General features: G+C 72.8%; 25 protein-coding genes and 1 other RNA gene. 11 read left to right on the top strand and 15 right to left on the bottom strand.

Annotated features, from left to right (window positions below):
* The first annotated feature begins 9 nt into the window (after positions 1–9).
* Positions 10–342, top strand: a complete 333-nt coding sequence (locus D9599_RS00650; RefSeq protein ID WP_198379274.1) for a DUF1491 family protein — start codon at positions 10–12, stop codon at positions 340–342.
* A 286-nt stretch (positions 343–628) separates the two neighbouring features.
* Here D9599_RS00650 and D9599_RS00645 read toward each other — a convergent pair whose 3' ends face one another.
* From D9599_RS00645 to D9599_RS00615, 7 genes are all read right to left on the bottom strand, one after another.
* On the bottom strand, positions 629–2,326 hold the full coding sequence (locus D9599_RS00645; protein ID WP_198379273.1) for a peptidoglycan -binding protein: 1,698 nt from the start codon (positions 2,324–2,326) through the stop codon (positions 629–631).
* A gap of 25 nt (positions 2,327–2,351) precedes the next feature.
* Complete coding sequence (locus D9599_RS00640; protein ID WP_198379272.1) at positions 2,352–3,491, bottom strand: MotA/TolQ/ExbB proton channel family protein; 1,140 nt, start codon at positions 3,489–3,491, stop codon at positions 2,352–2,354.
* Positions 3,488–4,231, bottom strand: coding sequence for a hypothetical protein (locus D9599_RS00635; protein WP_198379271.1), 744 nt, complete (start codon positions 4,229–4,231; stop codon positions 3,488–3,490). Before D9599_RS00635 ends, D9599_RS00640 begins: the two co-directional genes overlap by 4 nt.
* A 186-nt stretch (positions 4,232–4,417) precedes the next feature.
* Positions 4,418–5,251, bottom strand: coding sequence for an inositol monophosphatase family protein (locus D9599_RS00630; protein WP_198379563.1), 834 nt, complete (start codon positions 5,249–5,251; stop codon positions 4,418–4,420).
* A gap of 61 nt (positions 5,252–5,312) precedes the next feature.
* A complete protein-coding gene (efp, locus tag D9599_RS00625; RefSeq protein ID WP_043829172.1) occupies positions 5,313–5,882 on the bottom strand; it encodes an elongation factor P in 570 nt (189 codons plus the stop codon).
* A gap of 463 nt (positions 5,883–6,345) precedes the next feature.
* Complete coding sequence (locus tag D9599_RS00620; protein ID WP_198379270.1) at positions 6,346–7,329, bottom strand: tripartite tricarboxylate transporter substrate-binding protein; 984 nt, start codon at positions 7,327–7,329, stop codon at positions 6,346–6,348.
* Between the two features lie 131 nt (positions 7,330–7,460).
* Positions 7,461–8,519, bottom strand: coding sequence for a lysine-2,3-aminomutase-like protein (locus D9599_RS00615; protein ID WP_198379269.1), 1,059 nt, complete (start codon positions 8,517–8,519; stop codon positions 7,461–7,463).
* 77 nt (positions 8,520–8,596) lie between these two features.
* On the opposite strand from D9599_RS00615, the gene epmA reads away from it, so the two are divergent.
* Positions 8,597–9,652 (top strand): EF-P lysine aminoacylase EpmA, encoded by a 1,056-nt coding sequence (gene epmA, locus D9599_RS00610; protein ID WP_198379268.1) that lies wholly within the window; start codon positions 8,597–8,599, stop codon positions 9,650–9,652.
* 54 nt (positions 9,653–9,706) lie between these two features.
* A complete protein-coding gene (locus D9599_RS31045) occupies positions 9,707–10,966 on the top strand; it encodes a tellurite resistance TerB family protein (RefSeq protein ID WP_232479997.1) in 1,260 nt (419 codons plus the stop codon).
* Between the two features lies 1 nt (position 10,967).
* Here the strand turns inward: D9599_RS31045 and D9599_RS00600 are convergent, their stop codons facing one another.
* Positions 10,968–11,681, bottom strand: coding sequence for an FkbM family methyltransferase (locus D9599_RS00600; RefSeq protein ID WP_198379267.1), 714 nt, complete (start codon positions 11,679–11,681; stop codon positions 10,968–10,970).
* Positions 11,682–11,787: 106 nt separating this feature from the next.
* Between D9599_RS00600 and D9599_RS00595 the strand changes: the two genes are divergently transcribed.
* Entirely contained in the window at positions 11,788–12,267 is a 480-nt protein-coding gene (locus D9599_RS00595; RefSeq protein ID WP_198379266.1) for a hypothetical protein, read from the top strand.
* Between the two features lie 135 nt (positions 12,268–12,402).
* The gene (locus D9599_RS00590) at positions 12,403–12,657 is read left to right on the top strand and encodes a hypothetical protein (RefSeq protein WP_198379265.1); all 255 of its coding nucleotides are present in this window, start codon (positions 12,403–12,405) and stop codon (positions 12,655–12,657) included.
* A 4-nt stretch (positions 12,658–12,661) separates the two neighbouring features.
* Here D9599_RS00590 and thiE read toward each other — a convergent pair whose 3' ends face one another.
* The 3 genes from thiE to D9599_RS00575 form a co-directional block, all read right to left on the bottom strand.
* Positions 12,662–13,333, bottom strand: coding sequence for a thiamine phosphate synthase (gene thiE / locus D9599_RS00585; RefSeq protein ID WP_198379264.1), 672 nt, complete (start codon positions 13,331–13,333; stop codon positions 12,662–12,664).
* A 46-nt stretch (positions 13,334–13,379) separates the two neighbouring features.
* Positions 13,380–14,318, bottom strand: a complete 939-nt coding sequence (locus D9599_RS00580) for a class I fructose-bisphosphate aldolase (RefSeq protein WP_198379263.1) — start codon at positions 14,316–14,318, stop codon at positions 13,380–13,382.
* A gap of 79 nt (positions 14,319–14,397) precedes the next feature.
* Positions 14,398–14,835, bottom strand: a complete 438-nt coding sequence (locus tag D9599_RS00575; protein ID WP_198379262.1) for a hypothetical protein — start codon at positions 14,833–14,835, stop codon at positions 14,398–14,400.
* A gap of 184 nt (positions 14,836–15,019) precedes the next feature.
* On the opposite strand from D9599_RS00575, the gene D9599_RS00570 reads away from it, so the two are divergent.
* The 6 genes from D9599_RS00570 to D9599_RS00545 all read left to right on the top strand — a co-directional run bounded on the left by D9599_RS00570 (position 15,020) and on the right by D9599_RS00545 (position 20,049).
* Positions 15,020–15,385: a hypothetical protein gene (locus D9599_RS00570; RefSeq protein ID WP_198379261.1), complete on the top strand. Its 366-nt coding sequence runs from the start codon at positions 15,020–15,022 to the stop codon at positions 15,383–15,385.
* Between the two features lie 3 nt (positions 15,386–15,388).
* Positions 15,389–15,748, top strand: a complete 360-nt coding sequence (locus D9599_RS00565; protein ID WP_198379260.1) for a cell division protein ZapA — start codon at positions 15,389–15,391, stop codon at positions 15,746–15,748.
* Between the two features lie 61 nt (positions 15,749–15,809).
* A non-coding RNA gene (gene ssrS, locus D9599_RS00560) (6S RNA) lies at positions 15,810–15,964 on the top strand.
* A gap of 36 nt (positions 15,965–16,000) precedes the next feature.
* Positions 16,001–16,576 (top strand): 5-formyltetrahydrofolate cyclo-ligase, encoded by a 576-nt coding sequence (locus D9599_RS00555; RefSeq protein WP_198379259.1) that lies wholly within the window; start codon positions 16,001–16,003, stop codon positions 16,574–16,576.
* Positions 16,577–16,613: 37 nt separating this feature from the next.
* A complete protein-coding gene (locus D9599_RS00550) occupies positions 16,614–17,435 on the top strand; it encodes a TIGR00282 family metallophosphoesterase (RefSeq protein WP_198379258.1) in 822 nt (273 codons plus the stop codon).
* Between the two features lie 157 nt (positions 17,436–17,592).
* Positions 17,593–20,049, top strand: a complete 2,457-nt coding sequence (locus tag D9599_RS00545) for a mechanosensitive ion channel family protein (protein ID WP_198379257.1) — start codon at positions 17,593–17,595, stop codon at positions 20,047–20,049.
* Positions 20,050–20,086: 37 nt separating this feature from the next.
* Here D9599_RS00545 and D9599_RS00540 read toward each other — a convergent pair whose 3' ends face one another.
* From D9599_RS00540 to D9599_RS00525, 4 genes are all read right to left on the bottom strand, one after another.
* Positions 20,087–20,650 (bottom strand): DUF4337 domain-containing protein, encoded by a 564-nt coding sequence (locus D9599_RS00540; protein WP_198379256.1) that lies wholly within the window; start codon positions 20,648–20,650, stop codon positions 20,087–20,089.
* 85 nt (positions 20,651–20,735) lie between these two features.
* A complete protein-coding gene (locus D9599_RS00535; protein ID WP_198379255.1) occupies positions 20,736–21,719 on the bottom strand; it encodes a tripartite tricarboxylate transporter substrate binding protein in 984 nt (327 codons plus the stop codon).
* Between the two features lie 220 nt (positions 21,720–21,939).
* Positions 21,940–22,365, bottom strand: coding sequence for an alternative ribosome rescue aminoacyl-tRNA hydrolase ArfB (gene arfB, locus D9599_RS00530; protein ID WP_198379254.1), 426 nt, complete (start codon positions 22,363–22,365; stop codon positions 21,940–21,942).
* A 1-nt stretch (position 22,366) separates the two neighbouring features.
* Positions 22,367–23,023 carry an MSMEG_1061 family FMN-dependent PPOX-type flavoprotein gene (locus D9599_RS00525; protein WP_232479996.1) on the bottom strand — a complete coding sequence of 219 codons (657 nt, stop codon included), beginning with the start codon at positions 23,021–23,023 and terminating at the stop codon, positions 22,367–22,369.
* Positions 23,024–23,028 lie beyond the last annotated feature (5 nt).

The following is a 23,028-nucleotide window of genomic DNA, read 5'->3' as shown; positions in this document are numbered from 1 at the left end:
GACGGTGGCATGGAAGCGCGGGTGAAGGCGGGGCTATGGGCCTCCATGGCGATCCGGATGGGGGACCAGGCCGGGCGGCCCGGTGTGGTCTTGCGGAAGGGCGACCCGGATAGCGGCGGCATCCTCTGCGTGCTGCGCGGGCGGGAAGGCCTCGTCGTGCTCTCCCAGACGCGGGACGCACGGGGACGGCCGGCCTGGATGCGCGGCACCGGGGCGGCGCCCGTGGACGACGCGGCGGCTGACGCCTACGTGGCTCGGCAGGTGAAGCGCGACCCCGACCTCTGGGTGCTGGAATTCGAGGCGCCGGACCTGCTGCCGCCCTTCGAGGCGGTGATCGTCTAGGGGACGGCGCGGGTGGCCCCGGAGAGGGCACCCCCCTCTCCGGACCTCGCCCGCCAAGGGCCTGAGGCCCTTGGATCGCCGTCTGGCTGTCGCGGCCTCAACGGCCAAGGCGGGTTCCGTGTCATGGCGCCCCTTCTGAGCGTGCAGTCGCCTCGGGTCCATGACCTGCGGCGCACCGGCCGCCAAGCAACTCAAATCGAAAGAAAAAGATGGTGGCGGGGGGGCTGGGTGGAGTAGGAATTCCTTCTTCCTCTCCCCAGGAGTCACCAGCACCGGCCCAGCAGGATCAGCGATCCGTCAGCCGCAGCTCAATCCGCCGGTTGCGGGCGCGCGCGGCCGGAGTGTCGGCCGTGTCGATGGGCTGAAATTCGCCGAAGGCGGTGGCGGCGACGCGGTTGGGTGGCAGGCCGTCCTGAATCATGAGTTGGGCGACGGCGATCGCGCGGGCGGCGGAGAGTTCCCAATTGCTGGCGAAGCGGGGATTGCCGCGGATGGGCAGGTTGTCGGCGTGGCCGTCCACGCGGAGGACCCAGTTCGTGCCCTCAGGGATGCGGCGGGCGATGTCGAGGAGGAGGTTGGTGACACTGGTCACCTGCTCCTTGCCGGCATCGGAGAGGTCGGCGCTGCCCTGGGGGAAGAGGACCTCGGATTGCAGGACGAAGCGGTCGCCGACGATGCGGATTTCGGGGCGGTCGCCGAGGACGTCGCGCAGGCGGCCGAAGAAGTCGGAGCGGTAGCGCTGGAGTTCCTCCACGCGGGCGGCAAGGGCGGCGTTGAGGCGGGTGCCGAGGGCGGCGATCTGGACGTCCTTCTCGCGGCCCGTGGCCTCCTGGGCATCGAGGGCTGCGGCGACGCGGCGGAGTTCGGCGCGGAGCGCGTCGAGCTGCTGGTTCAGAAGGGCGGCCTGGGCGCGGGCGCTTTCCGAGAGGCGCGCATAGGCGCCGGCGCCGGCCTGGAGTTCGGCCTCGGCGGCGCGCCGGGCCTCGGCCTCACGGGTGGCGTTGCGTGAGGCCTCGGCAGTGGCCGCTTCGGCGGCCTGGCGCGCGCGGGTGGCGTCGGCGGTGGCAGCCTCCGCGGTTTGGCGGGCGCGAGCGGCTTCGGTGGTGGCGGCCTCGGCGGCCTGGCGCGCGCGGGTGGCGTCGGCGGCGGCGGCTTCGGCCTCGCCGCGGCGGCGATCGGCGGCCTCTGCGCGGGCGAGGGCTTCCTGGGCGGACTTCTCAGCCTGATCGCGCAGGGCCGCGAGGGCGCGGAGCTGGTCGTTCAGGCGGGCGATGTCGGAGAGGCGGGCCTCGATGGTGCCGCGGTCCACCGCGACCTGCCGATCGAGGGCCGCAGTCTGCTGCTGGACGGCGGCGAGGTCGCGGCGGGCGGCCTCCAGGGCGGCGCGGGTTTCGGCGAGGTTCTGTTCCGCGCCCTGGCGGGCGGTCTGCTCGGTGGCCAGCGCCCGGCGGGTCTGGGTCAGGCCGCGGACGGTGCGGGCGGCGTCGGTGCCGGCGGCGTCGAGGCCGCCGAGGGCTTCGGTCAGGCGGGCTTCGAGGCCGGCGATGCGCTCGGCATTGCCGCGAGCGGCGAGGTCGGCGTCGGAGAGGCGGGCGGCGAGCCCGTCGCGCTCCTCCCGTAGGGCATCGCGGGCGGTGGCGGCGCGGGCGGCCTCGGTGCGCAGGCCGGCGAGGTCGCGGCGGGCGGCATCGCGCTCGGCGGCGGCGGTGCGGGCTTCCTCCTGGCTGCGGCCGAGATTGGCGCGCAGGTCCTCGGCGCCGGCGCGCTCGAGCGAGAGGAGTTCGGCCAGTTCGGCCACCTGTCGGTTCAGCCGGTCTAGCGCGCGGTCGCGGGATGAGAGGGCGACGGAGAGGAAGCCCTGCGCGAGCACGAAGACGAGGAGGACGAAGATGATGATGATGAGCAGTGTGGCGAGGGCGTCCACATAGCCCGGCCAAGCATTGGCGGACTCGCGCACGCCACGGCGGCCGTTCCCTAGCGCCATGGGCGGCCCCCTCGCGCGGTGTCGCTCATGGCGGGGGCGGGGCCTCGGCCAGGGCGGCGATGGTGCGGGCGAGCACCTTGATCTCCGAGCGGATCTCCTGGGTGGACTGGGCGCGGCCCTGCGCGGATTCCTCGAGCATGCGGGCGAGGTAGAGTTCCACATTGCGCATATGGGCGCGGGTGGCGGATTCGTGCTCGCCGGGCTCGGCCATGCGGTGGAGAAGGGGGGCGAGGCTCGCCTGGGCCTCGGCCACGCGCTGCATGAGGTGCTGGCTGGCCCGCATCTGGTCGGTGAGGACGGAGAGGCGTTCCGTCAACGTTTCCAGCGAGCGGGAGGAGTGGCCGCTGCGCTCCTCCCCGCGGGCGAGGAGGCGCTGGAGGCCCTCCAGGTTCTCGGCGGTCTGCTCCAGCAGGGCCTGGACATAGGCGGGGACGGAGCCGCCCTCCCCTGCGTCGCCCCCGAGGACGCCCGAGGAGAGGCGGGTGGAGCCGGCGAGCCACTCCTCCAACTCGTTGTAGAAGCGGGCCTGGGCCTGCCCGGCCGTGAGGTCGAGGAAGCCGAGGACAATGGAGCTGGCGAGGCCGAGCATCGAGGAGGAGAAGGCGACGCCCATGCCCTGGAGCGGCTGGGCGAGGCCGGACTTGAGCTGGTTGAACAGGTTCGTCACGTCGCCGGTGCCGACGGACATGTTCTGGATGACGTCCGAGACGGAGCCGATGGTGAGGATCAGGCCCCAGAAGGTGCCGAGCAGGCCGAGGAAGATCAGCAGGCCGGTCATGTAGCGGGACAGTTCCCGGTCCTCATCCAGGCGGGAGCCGATGCCGTCGAGCACGCTCCGCATCGCACCCGTGGAGAGGGAGAGGTGGTCCGTGCGGCGGCTGGCCAGCATGGAGGCCATGGGCGCGAGGAGGCGCGGCGGCGGCTGGGCGGGCTGGCCTGGCTTGGGGGAGCGGAAGGCGTTCAGCCAGGCGGCCTCGCGCTTCAGCAGGACGACCTGGCGGATGCACCAGGCGGTGCCGAGGGCGAGCACGGCGAGGATGAGGGAGTTCAGCACCGGGTTGACCGCGAAGGCGTGCTGCAACTCGCCGAAGAGGAGGGCCGCGACCAGCGCCACGAGAGCGAGGAAGAGGACCATCCGAAGGAGGTAGCGGGTCGGGTTCGTCATCGGCTCGGCCCTCCTCCTGGCCCGGCATTGGCGGGGGTGCTGGCAGGGCTATTCGCGCGGCGCTGGGCGGGCGCGGGGGCCGGCCTCGCCTGGGGCGAGCCGGCCCTTCCGGCGCGGGGCGCGGGCTCGGCGGGGGGCGGGGGGATCGGCGGCGGCTCCGGCGCGGGGGGTGGGGGTTCGTCCTTCGGTGGGCGGGCCGCGGGGGCGATGATGTCGAGCGCGTCCCGCCCTTCGGGCGTGCGGCCCAGGGGGCGGAGGTCGATGCGTGTGCCGGGCAGGCCGCCGCCGGTGAGAGCGGACTTCACGGTGATCGCACGGGCGAGGCTCGTGCGGCGGGCGATCGAGGGGTCGTCGGCCGGGCCGGAGACCTGGGCGATGACGGTGACGCGGCCGGTGGTCTGCTCCGCGAGGTAGCGGCCGATGGTCTCGATGGACATGCGCGCGCCGTGGTCGGCCTCGCCCTTGCCGGGGCGGCCGGTGATGCGCCAGCCGCCGATGGGCAGGCGCGCGAAGCTCGGGCCGAGCTGAAGGTCGGGGAGGACCGGGATGTTCGCGCGCAGCGGGCCGGTGGCGAGGCTCGCCGGAGCAGGGGCGGATTCGGCGGGGCCGGCGGGCGCCTCGGGCTCGGCGGCCGCAGTCGTTTCCTGAGCGCGCGCGGCGCCCGGCAGGGCCGCAGGCGCGGCGGCGAGCAGGAGAGCGAGAGCCGTTGCAGCGGCGCGTCGGATCGGGGGAAAGGTCACGCGGCGCAGGCTAGCCCAGGAAGGGCCCCCGTTGAAGCAAGCGGCGTCACGGGGGCGGGCGTTTCGTGGCGGGCGGGGCGGCCACGGCGGTGTCCCACGGGTTTGCGCAGGGAGGCGACGGCGGTGCCGAGGGCGTCGGTGCGGCGCACGGACGTGGTTCAGGCGGGACAGTGCCCGCGCGGCCCCTCAGGCCGGGCCCGCCGCCTCGGTGCCGGCGCGGCGGCCGGCGACATAGGTTATGCCTTCGGCCACCGCCTCGCGCAGCTTAGCGTGGAGGAAGGGGTTGGCGGCCACGATGTTGCCGGTGGCGTAGGGGTCCTCGTCGCCGGGGCCGGTGACGTAGCCGCCGGCCTCCTTGACCATGATGATCCCCGCCGCGCAGTCCCAGCGGTTCAGGCCGAGTTCCCAGTATCCCTCGTAGCGGCCGGCGGCGACCCAGGCGAGATCCAACGCCGCGGAGCCGAAGCGGCGGATGCCCGCGACCTGGGGCATGAGCTTCGCGAGCGTCGTCGAGAACTCCGCGCGGTGCGGCACCTTGGCGAAGGGAATGCCCGTCGCGAAGAGGGCCGCGTTCATGTCGCGGCGGCCGGAGACGCGGAGGCGCTTGTCATTGAGGAAGGCGCCACGGCCCTTCTCAGCCCAGAAGAGCTCGTCGGTCGCGGGGTTGTAGATGACCCCCGCGACGACCTCGGTCGTGGTGGGGCTGAGGCGGTGCTCGATGCCGACGGAGATGCACCATTGGGGGATGCCGTGGAGGAAGTTTGTCGTGCCGTCCAGCGGATCGACCACCCAGCGCCATTCCCAGTCCTCGTTCCCGCTCTGGCCGCTCTCCTCCATGAGGAAGGAGAAGCCGGGGCGGGCGCGGCGAAGTTCTTCGCGCAGCGTCTCCTCGGCGCGGAGATCCGCCTGGGAGACGAAGTCGCCCGGGCCCTTGCTGCTGACCTGGAGGTTCTCGACCTCCGCGAAGTCGCGCAGCAGGCGCCGGCCGGCCTTGCGGGCGGCGTTGACCACGACGGTCATCGCGGGGGAGAGACGCGAGGAGGGCTGGGCGCCGGACATGCTCGTTTTTCCTGGAAGGGCCTCAGCCCTTCGCCCGCTCCAGGTAGGTCGCGTCCTCGGTGCGGACGACGATCTTCTCGCCGGCGGTGATGAAGGGGGGGACCATGACCTTCACGCCGTTGGAGAGCACGGCGGGCTTGTAGGAGGAGGAGGCGGTCTGGCCCTTCACAACGGGGTCGGCCTCCACGACTTCGAGCACGACGGTGTCGGGCAGCTCCATGCCGACGGGCTCGCCCTCGATGAGGCGGACGTTGACGGTCATGTTCTCGACGAGGAAGGGCAGGCGGTCGCCGAGGATGGCGCCGGGAACGGTGGTCTGCTCGAAGGTCTCGGGGTCCATGAGCACGATGTTGTCGCCCTCGGCGTAGGAGTAGGTGAACTCCTTGTCCTCGGTGTTCAGGCGCTCCACCGTGTCGGCCGTGCGCCAGCGCTGGTCCTTCTTCGCGCCGGTCTTGATGTTGCGCATGTCGACCTGGATGATCGCGTTCCCCTTGCCGGGGATCATGATGTTCTGGCGCAGGATCGTGTAGCGCTGGCCCTCGAACTCGATGACCATGCCGGCGCGCATCTGGTTGGCCTGCATCTTCGCCATGGGCGGGGCGTCCTGTTCGTCTTCTGTGGGCGCGCCGTCGGGCGCGCCTGGGGAGCGCGCCGGGGGCGCGCCGGTGGGGCACGCCGAGGGCGTGCGGGAACTGGGGATTGGGCGCGGGCCATACACGCGCGGCGGGGGTTCTGGCAACCGTGCCGGGCGCCCGGTCTGACCTGCGGCTGGGCGGTGGGCTTCGCCGGTGGGCGGGGTTCCTCGCGCCTGCAACAAAATCCACAAGCTGCTCACGGCACTGGGAGGAAACTTGCGGGGAAAAGCTGTGGTTCAGGCTTCGGCCCGGCCGCTAAAAGATTGAGTTAAAGCACCTTTTTGGAAGTCAAGCCTGTGGAAAACCCTGTGAGGAACCTGTGTCCGCCCTGTGCCTTCATGGGGAAGTGGCTTGGCCGGAAGGTTATGCACTGTGCCTTTGAGGCAGGCGGCGCGGGGGCGGATCGCGCCCCCGGCGAGGTCAGTCGGCGTAGCTGTTCGTTGCCTCGATGATCGGCTTCCACTTCGCGATGTCGGCGGTCCAGAAGCGGCGGTGGGCCTCGGGTGTCGCGTCCTCCTGGGAGACGGGGGCGGTGCCGATTTCGGTGAAGCGCTGGACGATGCGGGGGTCGCGCAGTGCGGCCTGGAGGGCGGCTGTGAGGCGGGCGCAGACCGGCGCCGGGGTGCCCCGGGGCGCGTAGAGGCCGTGCCAGACCGTGATTTCGAAGCCGGGCAGCCCGGCCTCGGCGGTGGTGGGGATTTCGGGTAGGGTGGCGATGCGGCTGCGCGACGGGGTGGCGAAGACCCTCACCGCGCCGCCACGGATATATTCGGTGGTCTGCGTCGTCTGGTCGCAGAGGAGGTCCACGCGGCCGCCGAGGATTTCCTGCATGGCGGGGCCTGTGCCGCGGAAGGGCACGACGGTTGGCTTCGCGCCGATGGCGTTGGCGAGGAGGGCGCCACAGAGGGCGGAGGAGGAGCCGATCCCGGCATCGGCGAGGTTGAAGCGGTCGCCGCTCGACTTCATGAGGGCGACGAGTTCGGCGAGATTGGCCGCAGGGAGTTCCTTGCGGCCGACGAGGGTCATCGGCACCTCCGTCACCAGGCCCAGCGGTTCGAAGCCGTTGACGGGATCGTAGGCGAGGCGGCGGTACATGGTGGGGATCACCCCCATGCCGATGTGGTGGAGCAGGATGGCGTAGCCGTCCGGGCGGGCCGTTGCTACGCGCTGGGCGCCGAGGGTGCCGCCGGCGCCGGTGGTGTTCTCCACGACGACGGGCTGTCCGAGTTCGCGCGACATGCTCTCGGCCAGGAGGCGGCCGACGATGTCGGTGGGGCCACCCGCGGCGAAGGGGATGGTCATGGTGATCGGGCGATTCGGAAATCCGGCCTGGGCGCGCGCGGAACGGGCGGCAATGGCGGCGAGGCCGGCCGCCGCGAGGCTGCGGCGCGTCGTCTTGGACATGGATGGTCTCTCCCTGTGCGGCGCCCTTTTCGCGGGGCCGCTTGCCGGGAAGTCTGGCGTGCCCGCCGGCCGGCGGGAAGACGTTCCGTGGGCGCGCGGCTTCAGGGGGCGATGCGGCGTGGCAGAGGGGGCTACGCAGCCCCGTCCGGGTGGAAGTGGTCTCCGCCAAGAGGGCCGCGGACGTGCCAGCCGCCCTCACGGCGCTCGGCGAAGTCGGGGCCGATGGGGGCCTTGCCCTGGCCCTCCGGCAGGTCGAGCGCGTAGGTCGGCCAAGCGAGGCCGGTGACGCGGCCGCGCAGGCTTTCGAGCAGAGCGCGGCCCTCGGCGATGGGCACCTCGAAGCGGGCGGTGCCGGGCGCGCGGTCGAGCTGGTGGAGGTAGTAGGGCTTCACGCGGTGAGCGAGCATCGTGCGAAGCAGGTCCTCCATCGCCTCCGCCGTGTCGTTCACGCCGCGCAGGAGGACGGACTGGCCGAGGAGGGCGACGCCCGCGCGGGAGAGGCGGCGGAGGGCGGTCCGGGCTTCCCCGGTGAACTCGCGGGCGTGGTTGGCGTGGAGGCAGAGGAAAAGGGCGGTCTCGGTGTCGAGCGCTTCCGCCATTGCCTCGGTCACGCGGGAGGGGTCGGCGACGGGCACGCGGGTGTGCAGCCGGATGATCTCGATATGCGGCATGGCCGAGAGGCGGGCCACGATGTGCCGCAGCCGGCGCGGCGAGAGCATCAGCGGGTCGCCGCCCGTGAGGATGGCTTCGCGGACCGCCGGGTGGGCGGCGAACCAGTCGAGGGCGGTGTCCAACTCGGCCTCGGTCAGCACGCCGCCGGCGGGGCCGACCTGTTCGCGGCGGAAGCAGAAGCGGCAGTAGACGGGGCAGGCGAGGAGGGGCTTGAGCAGGGCGCGGTCGGGGTAGCGGTGGGTGACGCCCTTCACCGGCGTATGGGGGGCGTCGGCGATGGGGTCCTCGCGCTCCTGGGCCGTGGCGTCGAGTTCGGCTGCCTGGGGAACGTATTGCGCGGCGATGGGGTCCGCGGGGTCGGTGGGGTCGACCAGCGCGGCCATGGCCGGGGTGATGGAGACCGCGTAGCGGGCCGTGACCGCGCGCAGGGCGGGCAGGGCCTCGGGCGGGATCAGGCCGACGGCGGCCAGGGCATCGGCGTCGCGCAGCGGACGGGGGGAGAGGGAGCCATCGGGCATGGCGCGGCTGGTAGCCCCATCCGGGGCGTTGTGTCACGGAGCGGGCGATCCCGTCCCCCTTCCCGGAGGCCCCTGCGGTGCCGCACCAGCCGCTTCCCCCCTGGCATCCCGACGCGCTTTCCGCCCGGCTTCCCGCGCTGCGGCGGCGGGGGGCACTGGTGCGGGACACGCGCGCCTTCTGGGAGGCGCGGGGCTGCGCGGAGGTGGAGACGCCCTGCCTAGTGCCGGTGCCGGGGATGGAGGTGCACCTGCACGGCTTCGCCTCCCGCTTCGAGGCGCATCTCGGGCGGGGGGAAGGGATGGACCTCTGGCTGCGCACCTCGCCCGAGCTGGCAATCAAGCGGCTGCTGGTGGGCGGCGCGGGGAGCGTGTTTGAACTGGCACGGGTCTGGCGGAACGGGGAGGTCTCGCCCCGGCACGCGCCGGAATTCACGATGCTGGAGGTCTATCTGGCCGGCGAGGGGCTGGAGGCGCTGATGGATGCGGTGGAGGGCTATCTTCGCGCCGTACTGCCCCCCGTGGTGGCGCACGCGGGCGTGGAGACGGACCTCTCACCGCCCTTCGAGCGGGTGACGGTCGCGGAGGCCTTCGCGCGGGTGGGGGTGGACGTGCTGGCCTCTGTCGATGCGGCCACGGCGGAGGGGGACGGGGCGGCGCTGGCGGCCTCCGCGCACGCGGCGGGGCTCGCGGTACCGGCGGGGCTGGGCTGGGAGGACCTGTTCTTCCACCTGATGCTGGAGCATGTGGAGCCGCATCTTGGGCGCGGACGGGGCACCTTTCTCACGCATTGGCCGGCGCCCCAGGCGGCATTGGCGCGGCGTGACCCCCGGGAGCCGCGGGCGGCGCTGCGCTTTGAGGTTTTCGCGGCGGGGCTGGAACTGGGCAACGCCTTCGACGAGCTGCGCGACCCCGCGGAGCAGCGGGCGCGCTTCATCCGAGACGTGGCGGAGCGGGAGGCGCTGCACGGGCCGGGCTGGGGAGTGGACGAGGACTTCCTGGCGGCGCTGGACGAGGGAATGCCGGCCGTCTCCGGCATCGCAATGGGATTTGACCGGCTGGCGATGCTCGCGGCCGGGGTGCCGGACCTCGATGGGGTGCGCTGGCTCGGCGGCTGGCCCTTCGGGGGCAGCTAAGCGCATCGAAGCGGGCCAAGAGGCGTTGTGAGCGTTCCAAAGGAGGATACTCACATGGTCGATACGAGGTCGTTGCTGGAGGGTTTCCTGGGCGGTGGGTCGCGCGGCGGCGGGATCGGCAGCCTGGGTAGCGGATCGGGCGGGGGCGGCATCGGCAGCCTCGGCGGGGATGATCGGGGCAGCGGGGGCGGTGGCCTCTTCGGCGGCTCGGGCGGTGGAATCGGCAGCCTTGGCGGCGGCGGCGGCGGCGGGTCGCTGCGCGACGTGCTGGGGGGGCTCTTCGGCGGCTCGGGCGGGGGCATTGGCAGCCTCGGCGGTGGCAGCGGCGGCGGAGGAGGAATCTTCGGCGGGCCGATCGGTAGCCTGGGCGGCGGTGATCGCGGCGGCGGGGGCCTGTTTGGCGGCGGCGGGATCGGCAGCCTCGGCCGCGAAGGGACGGTCCAGCCGCCCTCGCAGGAGGATGACCGTGGCGGCGGCGGGCTCTTCGGTGGCGCGATCGGCAGCCCGGGCACGGGCGGCATGGGCGGGGGCGGCTTCGGCGGCGGCCTCGGCGGGATGCTGGGCGGTGGCCTTGGCGGCGGCCTGGGCTCGATGGCCGCGGGCGGCATCCTCGGCTCGCTGCTAGGCGGTGGGCGGCGGCGGAGCGGCGGCGGCAGCTTGATGCAAATGGGCGGGATGGCCGTGCTCGGTACGCTGGCTTACCGCGCCTGGCAGAAGTTCCAGGAGTCGCAGGGCGTGCCCGAATCGGCCCGCGCGGGTGCGGGCACCGCTCCCTCCGCGCCGCCGTCGTCCGGCCCCTGGGCCGGTGCGGCGCCGGCCGCCGCCGGGGCGCCGGTCGGCGCGCGGGGAGGCGTGCCTGACGCGAAGGAATTTGCGCAGGAGGAGGTTCCGGCCGCGGACGGGCAGCCCTTCGGGCTCTCTGTCATCAAGGCCATGATCTCGGCCGCGAAGGCGGACGGGCACATGGACAACGACGAGCGGAACCGGATCTTCGACGAGGTGGAGAAGCTCGGCCTCGACGCGGAGGCCAAGGGATTCGTCTTCCAGGCGATGGACGCACCGACCGATCCGGGCGCGATCGCGGCGCTGGCCCGGACGGACGCGCAGAAGGCGGAGATCTATCTCGTCTCCCGCATGGTGGCGGAGCCGGATACGGCGGCGGAGCGCGCCTATCTCGACGCGCTGGCGCACCGGCTGGGGCTGGCGGCAGGGCTGCGGCAGTCGCTGGATGCCCAGGCGGCCGAGGCGCATGAGTTGGTGCAGTCCGGCGCGCTGGAGTCGACCCAGCAGGGGGGCGCCACGCCGCAGCTCTGATCTAGTCGGGCAGGAGCGCGCGGGCCTCCGCCGCGCGCTCCACCGGCCAGGCGTAGAAGTTGAAGATATAGGGGTCCGACGCCTCGAAGACGGAGGGGTCGGGACTGGCGCGCTGCATCGTCGGGCGGTGAAGGGCGGGCATGGGGTTCCAGCGGCCGCCGTGCTCGAATGCCGTTTCGTAGCCGAGGGCGTCGAGGAAGGCGGGGACGGACCAGGTGCAGCCCTCCGCGTGGCGTTCCTCCAGTTCGAGGGTGATGATCGGGCGGCAGCGGGCGAGGGTGGCGCGGGCGCCGCGGAGAATGGCGTATTCGGCGCCTTCCGCGTCGATCTTGATGGCGGTGAGGTCGGGAAGGCCGAGGCTGTCGAGCGTGACGACGGGCACCGTCTCTCGCCGGACGGCGACGCGGGGCGATTCGTGTGCGGCGTAGGTCTTCGCGGTGCTCGCCCATTGCCACTGGGGCACGCCGTCGAGCAGGGGTAGGGAGAGGTCGAGCGTGCCGGGCGCGTCGCCGAGCGCCTCGGGGCGGAGGGTGATGGCGGGGTTGCCGGCGGCGGCGCGGGCGAGGGCCTCCCGCGCTTCGGCGAGCGGCTCGAAGGCGATGACATGGGCGCCGGGAAGGGCGGCGAGGGGCAGGGTGAGCAGCCCCTCATGCGCGCCGACATCGACGATGGTACCGGGGCGGTGGAGGGCGGTGAGGAAGGCGAGCTCGTCCATCGGGCCTCTCTGCCGGCGATTCGGGACCGGTCCGCTGGCTGTAGCCGCTGCGGCGGCAACCGGGCAGGGCGGGAGGGCGTTTCATCCGGCGCGAACGACACATCCGATGAGGCTTGCGATGCGGTTTATAACCCTTGCGGCAGCGATGGTGCTCGCCGCCACCCCGGCTTTCGCGAACCTGTATGACGGGCGCAGCTCGACCGGGCGCTCTCCCGGCGCGCCGCTGGACCGCGGGCCCTATTCCTCCGCCGCGGACGGCGCCTATGCCGGCGGCGGGCTGGTGCTGGAGGGCGCGCCCGGCGCCCCGGCGCCGGTACCCTACCAGACCGCGCCGGCGGGTTCGCTGATGCCGGATCGTGGCTTCCGTGACCGCGCGGCCTCGGGGATGCCTGAGCGGATGGATGACCGGACGGCCTCGCGCTCCCCCTACGGGGGTTACGGTGCCATGCCCTCGCGCCCGATGGAGCCTAGGTCGGCGCCTGGTCCCTATTCCGGGGGGATGAGCAGCGACATGACGAGCCGGGGCATGATGCAGGAGAGGATGCCTGGCGCTCAGCCGATGCCGATGCCCGTGCCGATGCGCTGAGCGGCGCGTCCCGAGGTTGGCGCCGCGGGCCGCGCCCTCTCCCGGGTGCGGCCCGCTTGCTTGAGGGGCTGCCCGCTGGCGCAACGGTCCGGCGGGCAGGCGCGTTTCCCCGGTGCAACGACACGGAGAGCCGCCATGCGTATCGCAACCCTTGCCGCCGCCCTGGCGCTCGTCGCCGCGCCGGCGTTCGCGGATTTGAACGATGGGGTGAGCACGACAGGCCGCTCGCCCGGACCGCCGCTGGATCGCGGGCCGACCTCCTCCGCGAGCGACCGCGCCTACTCGGGCGGTGGCGCCGTGCTGGAGGGGGCGCCGGGCGCGCCGGCGCCGGCGCCCCTGCCGACGGCGCCCGCCGGGTCCACGCGGCCGCAGGACATGCCGGCGCGCTGAGCGCCTAGCGCGCCGGGCGCGGGGCGGCGGCGATGGCGGCGTTCATCGCGCGTAAACCCGCGGCCGGGCCTTTCGGGTGGTTCCAGACGGCGCCGACGACCGCGAGGAAATCGGCGCCTGCCTCGACGAGCGGCGCGCAATTGGTCGCGTTGATGCCGCCGATGGCGACGCAGGGGATCTCGAAGATCGAAGACCACCACTCGAGGATCTCGGGATCCGGGTGGTGCTGCGCTTCTTTCGTGGTTGTCGGGAAGAAGGCGCCGAAGGCGACGTAGTCGGCGCCTAACTCGCCCGCGCGCATCGCGAGGTGGCGGCTGTCGTGGCAGGTGATGCCGAGCGTCGCGTCGCCGAGCAGGGCGCGGGCCTTCGCGTGGTCGCCGTCCTCCTGGCCGAGATGCGCGCCGTCGCACCCGGTCTCGGCCGCGAGCTGCGCGTCGTCGTTGAGGATGAAGGCGACGTCACGGGATTGCGCGACAGGGCGCAGCGCGTCGATCGCGCGGCGCACCTCGTCGCGCGGGGCGTCCTTCAGGCGGAGCTGGAGGCAGGCGCAGTCGCCGGCATCGAGGGCGCGGGCGAGCTCGTCCGGGAAGGTTGCGAGGTCGATGCGCGGCGGGGTGATGAGGTAGAGGCGGCAGTCATTCGCGCCGGGCGCGGCGTCGGGCGGCGTTCGGGCCAAGCTGGTGGTTCCTTCTGGTGGCCGGAGCGCGCCGCCCTGCGCCTGTTCAAGCAGGGTTCGCCGCGGCCTCGGCCTTGTAGGTCTCGATGATGTCGGAGAGCAGCGCCAGCGCCTCGGCTCTGGGGCGCTGAAAGGTGTTGCGGCCGATGATGGAGCCGTTGCCGCCGCCCTGGTGGATGCCGCGCGCCATGGCCATCATCGCCTCGTTCGTGCCGGCCTCTCCGCCGGAGAAGACGACGAGGCGGCGGCCGTTGAAGCATGCCTGGACGACGTGGCGGATGCGGCCGGCGAGCTCGGTGATGTCGGGGACGGGCGCCTTCTCGTAAGTCTTCTTCGCGGCGTCGAGGAAGATTGCTTCCGTCGGCGGCTTCACCTTGATGATGTGGGCGCCCATCAGTGCGGCCATGTGCGCGGCATAGGCGCAGATGTCGAGCGCGGTCTCGCCGACCTTGTCGAGCATCGGGCCGCGCGGGTAGCTCCAGACGACGACGGCGAGGCCGACGGACTTCGCCTCCTCCGCCATCTCGCGCAGCTCCTCCATCATCTCGAACTGGTATTCGGAGCCGGGATAGATGGTGAAGCCGATGGCCGAGCAGCCGAGGCGCAGCGCGTCCGACACCGATCCCGTCACCGCCTGGTCCTTGGTGGTGGAGAGGGAGTTGGAGGAGTTCACCTTCAGGATTGTCGGGATGGCGCCTGCGAAGGTCGAGGCGCCGGCTTCGATCATGCCGAGCGGCGCGGCATAGGCGTTCAGCCCGGCCTCGATCGCGAGCTCGAAGTGGTAGCGCGGGTCGTAGGCGGCGGGGTTGGGGGCGAAGGAGCGGGCGGGGCCGTGCTCGAAGCCCTGGTCCACCGGCAGGATGACCATGCGCCCCGTGCCGCCGAGGCGTCCCTGCATGAGGATGCGGGCGAGGTTGCCCTTCGTGCCGGGGTTGTCGCTCTCGTACCAGGAGAGGATTTCCCGGACCTTCGGCGTCAGCTGCATCGGCGTGCTCCCTCTTCTCCGGCCCCTGCCCTGGCGTCGCGGGGCCTTCCCCTGGAGGTAGCCGAGGGCGCCGCGGCTGTCACGGCTGCGGGGGCGTGCCGCGCAAGTGGCGGGCGAGGATGGCGCGGCCGCCGTGCTTGCGGAGATCGAGGGCGGAGAGGTCCAGGGCCGGGGGCGGGGCCGGGAGGAGGGTGGCGCCGGCCTCCGCCGCCGCGCCTGCGACAGCGGGGAAAGCGGGGTGGGCGCCGTCCAGCACCAGGAGGCGCCAGCCCTGGCGGAGGGCGTCGAGCGCGAGGCCGGGCGCGCTGCCGCAGTCGAGGGCGGCGGTGAAGGGGATGTCCGGGTGGCGTGCGGTGGCCTGGGCGAGCATGGCCGCGACCACGGCGGCGCCCGGCCAAGCGGCGGCTGCGGGGGCGGAGAGGAGGAGAAGCCCCCCCGGCGGCGGCGTGGCGGCCGCTTCCTCGAGCGCGGCGGCGGCCTCGGCGGCGCTAAGGAAAAGGATCGCGGCGGGCGTCACGGTTGACCCTCTTGCGGGTGGATGCGTAAAGCCCCCAGGTTCGCCGGTCGCGGAATGGGGTGCCCCTTGGGCCCTGGCTTCGGGCCGTCACAGCTTGGCACAGGTCGGGTCCCGCTGTTACGGCATGGGCGTGATGAAGGCGGAACGACCCCTGGGCAAGGGGACGGGCGGAGGTTGGCACGGCATGTCTGAGGGCCTTTCGGAGGCGATCGGAAAGCTCGAGGCGGCGGTGGAGCGCCTCGCGGAAGTCGCGCGCGGAGTCGCCGAGGAGCGGGCTGCCCGCGCGCGCGGCGACGTGGAGCCGGCCGGCGTGCCGCCCGCGGAGGTGGCCGCCCTCTCTGCCCGGCTGGAGGCGACCATCGCCCGCCTGCGCGCCGCGCTGCCCGAAGGGGCGGAGGCGGGTGCCGAGGTGGACGAGCTCGGGCTGCCGGAGGACGGGGCAGAGGACGGGACCGAGGATGGGGCGGACGACGCCCTGGACGAGAGCATCGACGAGACGGGCCGCGGAGGCACGGCTTCCGGCGCGCCGCGCGGCGCCGGGGAGGGTTGAGTCTTGGGACAGGTCACGGTTCGCGTCGGCGGATACAGCCATCCGGTCTCCTGCGAGGACGGGCAGGAGGCGCATCTCATCGCCCTGGCGGCGGAGGTGGACCGGCGGGTCGCCTCCGTGAAGACGATGGGCGGCAGCTACGGGGAGCCGCGGCTGCTGCTGCTGGCCGCCCTGCTGCTGGCGGACGAGGTTCACGACCTGAAGGTTGAGGTGGCGCAGGCCAGGGCGGGGATTCCCGCTTCTTCGGTGCCTGCGCCGGTGGCCGCGGCGCCGGCTCCCGCGGCGGACCCGATGCTGGCCGAGCGGCTGGCACGGGTGGCGGAGCGGATCGAGGGGATCGCGACCGATCTCGGCAAGGGCTGAATCCGGTCTCTTTGGCGGTCATCCACTGGTGCCGGGGGGTGGGAAGGCCTACATGGGTCGGGCGGGGCTGCCTTTCGCGCCAGGCAAATCATCCCCAGGGCCAATAAGCATCCTCCGGGAGCTGGCTCTGTCCGGACCCTGGTCCGGGTATCTGGCGCCCACCTGCGCTAGCAGGCCTTGGGAGGACGAATCGCCAGCGGTCATGGCGGCTCCGCACCCTTTCCCCTTGCGGCCGGATCGGCGACCCCGCGCATGAGCGGGGGCGGCGAGGATCCGCGCCTGCGCGCGGCCAAGGTGGTGGCGCGCGAGGAGGCGCAGGCGCGCCGGGCTTCCGCGCAGGCTGCAGGGACCGGGCCGGCGCTGTGTGCGCATGTTCTGCGCGAGGCGCCGCCGCCCGCGGGCGCGGTGGTGGCGGGCTTCTGGCCTATGGGGCACGAGATCGACATCCGGCCGCTGCTGCGGGCCCTGGAAGGGCGCGGGCACCGGCTCTGCCTGCCGCGCACGCCGAAGCGCGGCCTGCCGCTCGACTTCCGCGCCTTCGCTTTCGGGGACGCGATGGACAAGGGGCCCTTCGGCACTTTGCAGCCCTCGGCGGAGGCGGCACCTCTCACCCCTGGCTTCGTCATCGTGCCGCTGCTGGCCTTCGACCGGGCGGGGCGGCGGCTGGGCTATGGCGGCGGGTACTACGACCGGACCCTCGCCGCGCTGCCGGGGGTGCCGACGCTCGGCGTGGCCTTCGCTTGCCAGCAGATGGACGAGGTGCCGGCGGGACCGCTCGACGCGCCGCTGGACGCCGTTGCGACGGAAGCGGGGGTGATGCGGTTCTGATGAGGCGGGTGCTTGTGACTTCTGGAGGGTGTTCGGGTTGAGGATCCTGTTCCTGGGCGACGTGGTCGGGCGCACGGGCCGCGACGCGGTGGTGGAGCGCCTGCCGGACCTTAGGGCGGAGCTGCGCGCCGACCTCGTGGTGCTGAATGCCGAGAACGCCTCCCACGGCTTCGGCCTGGCGCCGGACATGGCGCGGGCCTTCCTCGCGGCCGGGGCGGATGTGCTGACGCTCGGCAACCACGCCTGGGATCGCAAGGAGATCATCCCCTATATCGAGGGCGAGCCGCGTCTGATCCGGCCGATGAACTACCCGCCGGGCACGCCGGGGCGCGGGGCGACCGTGGTGGAGGTGCCGGGCGGGCGCCGGGCGCTGGTGATGCAGGTGATGGGGCGGCTGTTCATGGAGCCGCTGGACGATCCCTTCCGCGCCGCCCAGGCGGAGCTGGCGCGGCACTCGCTGGGCGCGCACGGCTCCGTGCAGGCGGTGGTGGTGGACATCCACGCGGAGGCGACGAGCGAGAAGCTCGGCTTCGGCCACTCCTTCGACGGGCGGGTGAGCCTCGTGGCGGGCACGCACACCCATGTGCCGACGGCCGACCACCAGGTGCTGGAAGGTGGCACGGCCTATATTTCCGATGCCGGGATGTGCGGGGACTACGACAGCGTGATCGGCATGGCCAAGGCGGGCGCCTCGATCCGCTTCTGGCGGAAGGTGCCGGCCGAGCGGCTGGCGCCGGCGGAGGGGCCGGCGACGCTCTGCGGCGTGCTGGTGGAGACGGACGACGCGACGGGGCTCGCGCAGAGGATCGGGCCGCTGCGGGTGGGCGGGCAGCTCTCCGCGATGCTGCCAGGCTTCTAGCGGGCATCACGTCCGGGCGCGGGGGGAAACCACTCTGGCCGGGGACCGCTTCGGAGAGGGGGCTCGTGGAAGGCTGATGGCCGACCGCGCCTTCGGCTTTGGTGGCGCCGTGTCTACCAGGGACCGGTGAGCCCGCCAGCCCGGAGTACCCCGACGCATGCAGCAGCCCTGCCGTTCCGATGCCGCTCGCCCGTGGTCGCTCTTCGCGTGGCCAGCACGGGTCCTGCGCGGCGGCTGGCTGGCGGTGCTGCTGGCGGCCGCGCTGCTGGCAGGGCCCGCGCGGGCGCAGGACGCGGCCTCGCTGACGCCGGCGGAGGCGCGGCAGGCGCTCGAGGTGCTGCAGGATGCGGGGCGGAGGCGGCAGGTGATCGAGGTGCTGCGCGCGATCGCGGCGGCGGGGCCGGAGGAGGCGGCGGGGCGTGCGGCTCCGGCCACGGGCGCTGCCGCGCCGCCGGCCCGGACCGCCCCGGCGGCGGGCGCGGCGGCTCCGGCGGCGGAGACGGTCTCGCTGACTTCGGACAGCCTGCTCGGCGCCATCATCGCCTCCTCCTCCACCTGGCTCTCGGGGCTCTCTGGGGTGCTGGCGGCGGCGGGGAGCGTGATCGGCGGCGCGCCGCTCGTCTGGAACTGGCTGGCGCGGACGGCGACGAATCCCTTCGCGCAGTCCGCCGTGCTGGATGTCGCCTGGCGGCTGGTGGTGGTGGTCGGGCTGGCCTGGGTGCTGCGCTGGCTGCTGGCGCGCGCCCTGCGACGGGCCGTGCGGGCGCTGGAGCGGCGGGCCGAGGCCCGGCGGGCGCGGCGGCTCGCGTCGCCGGAGGTGGCGCCGGGCATCGCGAGCCGGCCGGAGCGCCGGCTGCTGCACCGGGTGCCGCTGGCGGCCCTCTGGCTGCTGCTGGAACTCGTGCCGCTCGCGGGATTCGCGGCGGCGGGGAACCTTCTTGTCACCACGCCGCTCGGGGGCACGGGGGGCGTCGCGCCGCTGATCATCCTCGTCGCGGTGAATGCCTTTGTCGTGCAGCAGGCAGTGATGGCGATCGGCCGGGCCGCGGTGTCGCCGGAGTCGCGGGAGCTGCGGTTGTTCCGGCTCTCCGACGAGAGCGCGGCCTATGTGGAGGTTTGGCTCGGCCGGGTTACGGGTGTCGCGATCTACGGGATGGCCGGGCTGGATGTGGCGCGGCTGCTCGGCCTCTATCCCGCGGCCTACGACTCCGCGGCCAAGCTGCTGATCCTGATGAACCACCTGCTGCTCGCGCTGGTAGTGATGCAGTGCCGGCACGCGGTGGCGGTGGCCATCGCGCCGGCAGGCCATGCGAGCGGGACCGTCGCGGTGCTGCGCCACTGGTTCGCGCGCATCTGGCACGTGGTCGCGATCTTCCTGCTCATCGCGGTCTGGTTCGTCTGGGCGCTGCGGATCGACAACGGCTACGCGCTGCTGCTGCGCTACGTGGGCGCGACGGTGGTGGTGCTGGTCCTCGCGCGCCTGGCGGCGGTGGCGGTGCTCGGGGCGCTGGACCGCGTCTTCCGCATCCGGGAGGCGACGACGCAGCGGCTGCCCTCTCTGGCGGGGCGGGCCAACCGCTACGTGCCGATCCTGCGGCACGCTGTCTCGGGCGTGATTGGGGTGCTGGCAGCGCTGGCGCTGCTGCAGGTCTGGGGGCTCGATGTCACGGGGTCCTTCCACGACGGCGGGCTCGGGCAGCGCGTCGCGGGCTCCGCCATCGTGCTTCTCGTCGCGGCCGTGCTGGGCGTCGTGATCTGGGAGGGCGTGGATAGCTGGATCAGCCGCAAGATCGCTGGCCTTACGGCATCCGGCGAGTACGCGCGCGCGGCCAGGCTGCGGACGCTGCTGCCGCTGCTGCACTCCACGCTGCTCGTCGCGATCGTGCTCGTGGTGGGCTTCACGGCGCTCTCGCAGCTCGGCGTCAACATCGCGCCGCTGCTGGCGGGGGCGGGGATCATCGGCGTCGCCGTCGGCTTCGGCTCGCAGAAGCTCGTGCAGGACGTGATCACCGGCATCTTCCTGCTGCTGGAGAACACGATGCAGGTGGGAGACTGGGTGACGGTCTCGGGCCTCTCGGGCTCCGTCGAGAACCTTTCCATCCGCACGATCCGTCTGCGCGCGGGCGACGGGTCGGTGCACGTGATCCCGTTCAGTTCCGTCAGCACCGTGACGAACACCAACCGTGGCATCGGGAACGCGGCCATCTCCGTCACCGTCGCCTTCTCGGAGGATCCGGACCGGGTCGGCTGGGTGCTGAAGGAAATTGGCGCGGAGATGCGGCGCGACCCGGCTTTCCGCGACCTCATCCTCGACGACTTCGCGCTCTGGGGCGTGGACAAGGTGGACGGCGCGACCTTCACCGTGCTCGGGCAGATGAAGTGCACCGATGTGGGGCGCTGGGGCGTGCAGCGGGAGTTCAACCGCCGCATCAAGGGTCGCTTCCAGGAGATGGGGATCGAGATCGCGCTTCCCGCGCAGTCGGTCATCCTTTCCCGCGCGCCGCGTCCGGGCGATGCGGGGGATGGGCACGCGGCGGAGGAGATGGTGACGGGCACGGCCTCCGGGGCGCAGCGCCACTCGCCGCCGACCGCGGCCCTGGGGAACACCCAGTAAGGGGCGCCCCTGCGCCTCGGCGCCCCTCCCCGTGGGTTCAGAGGTGGAGCAGTTCCGGCGCGAAGAAGCCAAGGCCGGCGAGAACGGTGCCCAGCACACCCAGCAGGGCGCCGCCGAGGGCAAGGAGGGGCACGCCGGTGACGATGCTGGCCGAGGCGATGACGATGGCGACCTGGAAGGCGGCGGAGCCGTACTCGTACATGTGGTAGGCGGCCATGGAGCGATCGCGGATGCGTTCGGCGGCCTTGGCGCGCTCGGCGAGTTCGCGGCGCCCCTCGCCGGTGGAGGGTTCGCTTTCGTAGCGCTGCGCGGTGGCCTGCCAGGCAGCTACCTGGCGGGAGTTGGTGGCGCGGCGGGTCTCGTCGCCGGTATCCGGCAGGAGGGCGGCGGTTTCGGCGGCGGTGCGGAGGGTGGTCTGGCGGATGGTGCGGGCCTGGAAGAAGGCCCAGAGATTCGACGCCTCCACGTTGCGCGAGAGGGCTTCGGTCTGCGCGCTCTTCGCGCCCGTCTCGGCAAGGGCGAGGAAGAGGGCGAGGACGGCGATGAGGAGCGCGACGCGCTTGTTCTCGCCGCTGTGGTCGACATGGCCGTGGCCGGTCATGAGGGATCCTCTGACATGAAAAATCCTCCATGCCATCGGCTCTCGGGGCTGTGAAGGGGCCCAGCCTGCCTTGATGACCCCCGCGCTATTCCGGCTTGATGCCCACCTCCGCGACGAGGCGTTCGTTCGCCGCTCGCTCGCTCTGCATGAGCGCCTCGAACCGCGCGGGCGTCTCGACGACGGGGCGAAGCCCGAGCTCCTGCATGCGGCGGGTGATCGCGGCGTCCTCGACGCCCAGGCGTATGGCCTCCGCAAGGCTGTCGCGCAGGCTCGGTGACATCCGCTTCGGTCCCCAGATGGCAAGCCAGTCCACATTGGACAGGCCGGGGAAGCCGCTTTCCGACAGCGTCGGCACGTCCGGCAGCGCGGGTAGACGCTCCGCTGTTGCCACGGCAAGCGCCTTCACCTGCCGGTTGCGGATCAGCTCGATCGCGGGAGCCATCGGCGCGACCATGAGGGCGATCGTTCCCGCGATAAGATCGCTCATGGCGGGGCCGGTGCCGCGATAGGCGATCGTCAGCGGCTCGATGCCGAGGCTCTTTCCCATCGACGCGGCGACGAGGTGGCTGACCGAGCCGAGGGAGGGATAGCCGAAGGCGTACCTTTCCGGGTTGCTCCGGAGGGCAGCGATCAGGGCGGCAACGTCGTTCGCTTCCACCGCCCGCGGATTGGCGATGAGGACGTAGGGTTCCTCGGCAAGCCGGGCGATGGGCGTGAAGTCGGCGTAGGGATCGTAGCTCACGGCCTTGATCACGTAGCGCGCCATCAGGTGGACCTTCGGGCTGATCAGCAGCACCTGCCCGTCCGGGGCCGCCTGCGACACGAACTCGCCGCCCACGACGCCGCTCGCCCCCGAGCGGTTCTCCACCACCCAGGTCTGGTTCAGGCGCTCCGACATCTTTGGCGTGATGAGGCGCGCCAGCGTGTCCGTGGTTCCACCGGGCGCGAAGGGGACCACGAGGCGGGCCGGGCCGCGCTGCGCGGTTTGCGCACGAAGCTCCGCGCCCGGCGGGAGGGCAGCGGCAGCACCGAGACCCAGCGCCAGCCTTCGCGTGATGACGTGACGCATCTGTAGGCGTGTCCTTCAGATTGCTCGACTTACGCGAGGTCGTTCTTCTTCGTGGCACGTGATGAAGGCACGCGCTGCCGACGAGGAAAACGCCTCTCCAGGAACTCTGGCAGGGCGGTCGGCCCGCTGCAACCGCATCGGGGACGCAGGGGGCGCCGCCTCTGCCGGTGGCCCGTGAGTGGGACCCTCGGCCCGCGCGGCGCCGTGCGGTTGCCTGCGGCTAGTCTTCGCTCACGCGGCCGCGGTTCCGCTTGATCCCGGAGCGCACGCCCTTGGCGGCGAGGCGCCGTTCCTGGCTACCCTTGGTGGGGCGCGTGGGGCGGCGGATCACGGGGGCGACGAGCGCGTCTCGCAGGAGCGTGGCGAGGCGCGCACGGGCGGCCTCGCGGTTGCGCTCCTGGGTGCGGTGCTCGCGGGAGATAAGGAGGAGCGCCCCCTCCTCGGTCATGCGGCGCCCGGCGAGCGCCCGTAAGCGGGCGAGGACCGGCTCTGTCAGGCCGGGGACGCGGGTGGTGTCGAGGCGGAGCTGCACCGCGGTTGCCACCTTGTTGACGTTCTGCCCGCCTGGGCCGGAGGCGGCGATGAAGCTCTCCTCCAGCGCCTCGGCGGGGATGGTCAGGCGGTGTGTGACGCGGATCGGGTCCAAGCTAGTAGAGTTCGGCCGCGCACTGCGGGGCGACGACGTTGTCGTAGTGGTTCCCGCTCAGGCGGCCGGCGGTGTGCTCGGCCAGCAGCTCGCCGCCCGTGGGCGCGCCCTCGGGGCGGGGGGCGCCGGACCAGAGGGCGCCGCGGAGAAGGGCGCGCGGGCACTGGATGTAGACCTCGGTGACGGAGACGACGAGGACCGTGGCGGGGGTGGTGCGGCCCATCATCAGCCGCTCGCGCAGGGAGGGATCGGTGGTGATGCGGGCGGTGCCGTGGACGCGCAGCGTCTCGTTTACGCCGGGCACGAAGAAGAGGAGGGCGACGCGGGGATCGTCGATCACGTCCCGCAGGGCGTCCAGGCGGTTGTTGCCGCGGCGATCGGGCAGGGCGAGGGTCCGCTCGTCCAGCAGGGCGACGAAGCCGGGGGCGTCGCCGCGCGGGGTGGCGTGGGGGCCGCGCCGGCCGATGGTCGAGAGAATGAAGAAGGGGGAATTGGCGATGAAGGCGGCGCTGCGGCCCTCGAGCCGGTCGCCCATCTTCGTCAGCACCCGTTCGGTGGGGGTGGGGTAGAGGGCGGACAGGGCCTCGTGCGTCGTGACGTCGAAGGGGTGGGCGGCGGGGTTGGCGTCCATCGCGGGCGGCTCCGGGTTCGAGGGCATGGTGG

Origin of the sequence: Roseomonas sp. KE2513, from assembly GCF_016107305.1 — a bacterium.
Lineage (GTDB): Bacteria > Pseudomonadota > Alphaproteobacteria > Acetobacterales > Acetobacteraceae > Roseomonas.
Note: the sequence above shows the minus strand (reverse complement) of the source record. Positions and strands in the feature narration are given on the sequence as shown.

Coding starts and splice junctions, on each gene's coding strand:
- D9599_RS00650 (WP_198379274.1), top strand. CDS start 10: ATGGAAGCGCGGGTGAAGGCGGGGCTATGGGCCTCCATGGCGATCCGG.
- D9599_RS00645 (WP_198379273.1), bottom strand. CDS start 2,326: ATGGCGCTAGGGAACGGCCGCCGTGGCGTGCGCGAGTCCGCCAATGCT.
- D9599_RS00640 (WP_198379272.1), bottom strand. CDS start 3,491: ATGACGAACCCGACCCGCTACCTCCTTCGGATGGTCCTCTTCCTCGCT.
- D9599_RS00630 (WP_198379563.1), bottom strand. CDS start 5,251: ATGACCGTCGTGGTCAACGCCGCCCGCAAGGCCGGCCGGCGCCTGCTG.
- efp (WP_043829172.1), bottom strand. CDS start 5,882: ATGGCGAAGATGCAGGCCAACCAGATGCGCGCCGGCATGGTCATCGAG.
- D9599_RS00620 (WP_198379270.1), bottom strand. CDS start 7,329: ATGTCCAAGACGACGCGCCGCAGCCTCGCGGCGGCCGGCCTCGCCGCC.
- D9599_RS00615 (WP_198379269.1), bottom strand. CDS start 8,519: ATGCCCGATGGCTCCCTCTCCCCCCGTCCGCTGCGCGACGCCGATGCC.
- D9599_RS31045 (WP_232479997.1), top strand. CDS start 9,707: ATGGTCGATACGAGGTCGTTGCTGGAGGGTTTCCTGGGCGGTGGGTCG.
- D9599_RS00600 (WP_198379267.1), bottom strand. CDS start 11,681: ATGGACGAGCTCGCCTTCCTCACCGCCCTCCACCGCCCCGGTACCATC.
- D9599_RS00595 (WP_198379266.1), top strand. CDS start 11,788: ATGAGGCTTGCGATGCGGTTTATAACCCTTGCGGCAGCGATGGTGCTC.
- D9599_RS00590 (WP_198379265.1), top strand. CDS start 12,403: ATGCGTATCGCAACCCTTGCCGCCGCCCTGGCGCTCGTCGCCGCGCCG.
- D9599_RS00580 (WP_198379263.1), bottom strand. CDS start 14,318: ATGCAGCTGACGCCGAAGGTCCGGGAAATCCTCTCCTGGTACGAGAGC.
- D9599_RS00570 (WP_198379261.1), top strand. CDS start 15,020: ATGTCTGAGGGCCTTTCGGAGGCGATCGGAAAGCTCGAGGCGGCGGTG.
- D9599_RS00555 (WP_198379259.1), top strand. CDS start 16,001: ATGAGCGGGGGCGGCGAGGATCCGCGCCTGCGCGCGGCCAAGGTGGTG.
- D9599_RS00545 (WP_198379257.1), top strand. CDS start 17,593: ATGCAGCAGCCCTGCCGTTCCGATGCCGCTCGCCCGTGGTCGCTCTTC.
- D9599_RS00540 (WP_198379256.1), bottom strand. CDS start 20,650: ATGACCGGCCACGGCCATGTCGACCACAGCGGCGAGAACAAGCGCGTC.
- D9599_RS00535 (WP_198379255.1), bottom strand. CDS start 21,719: ATGCGTCACGTCATCACGCGAAGGCTGGCGCTGGGTCTCGGTGCTGCC.
- D9599_RS00525 (WP_232479996.1), bottom strand. CDS start 23,023: ATGCCCTCGAACCCGGAGCCGCCCGCGATGGACGCCAACCCCGCCGCC.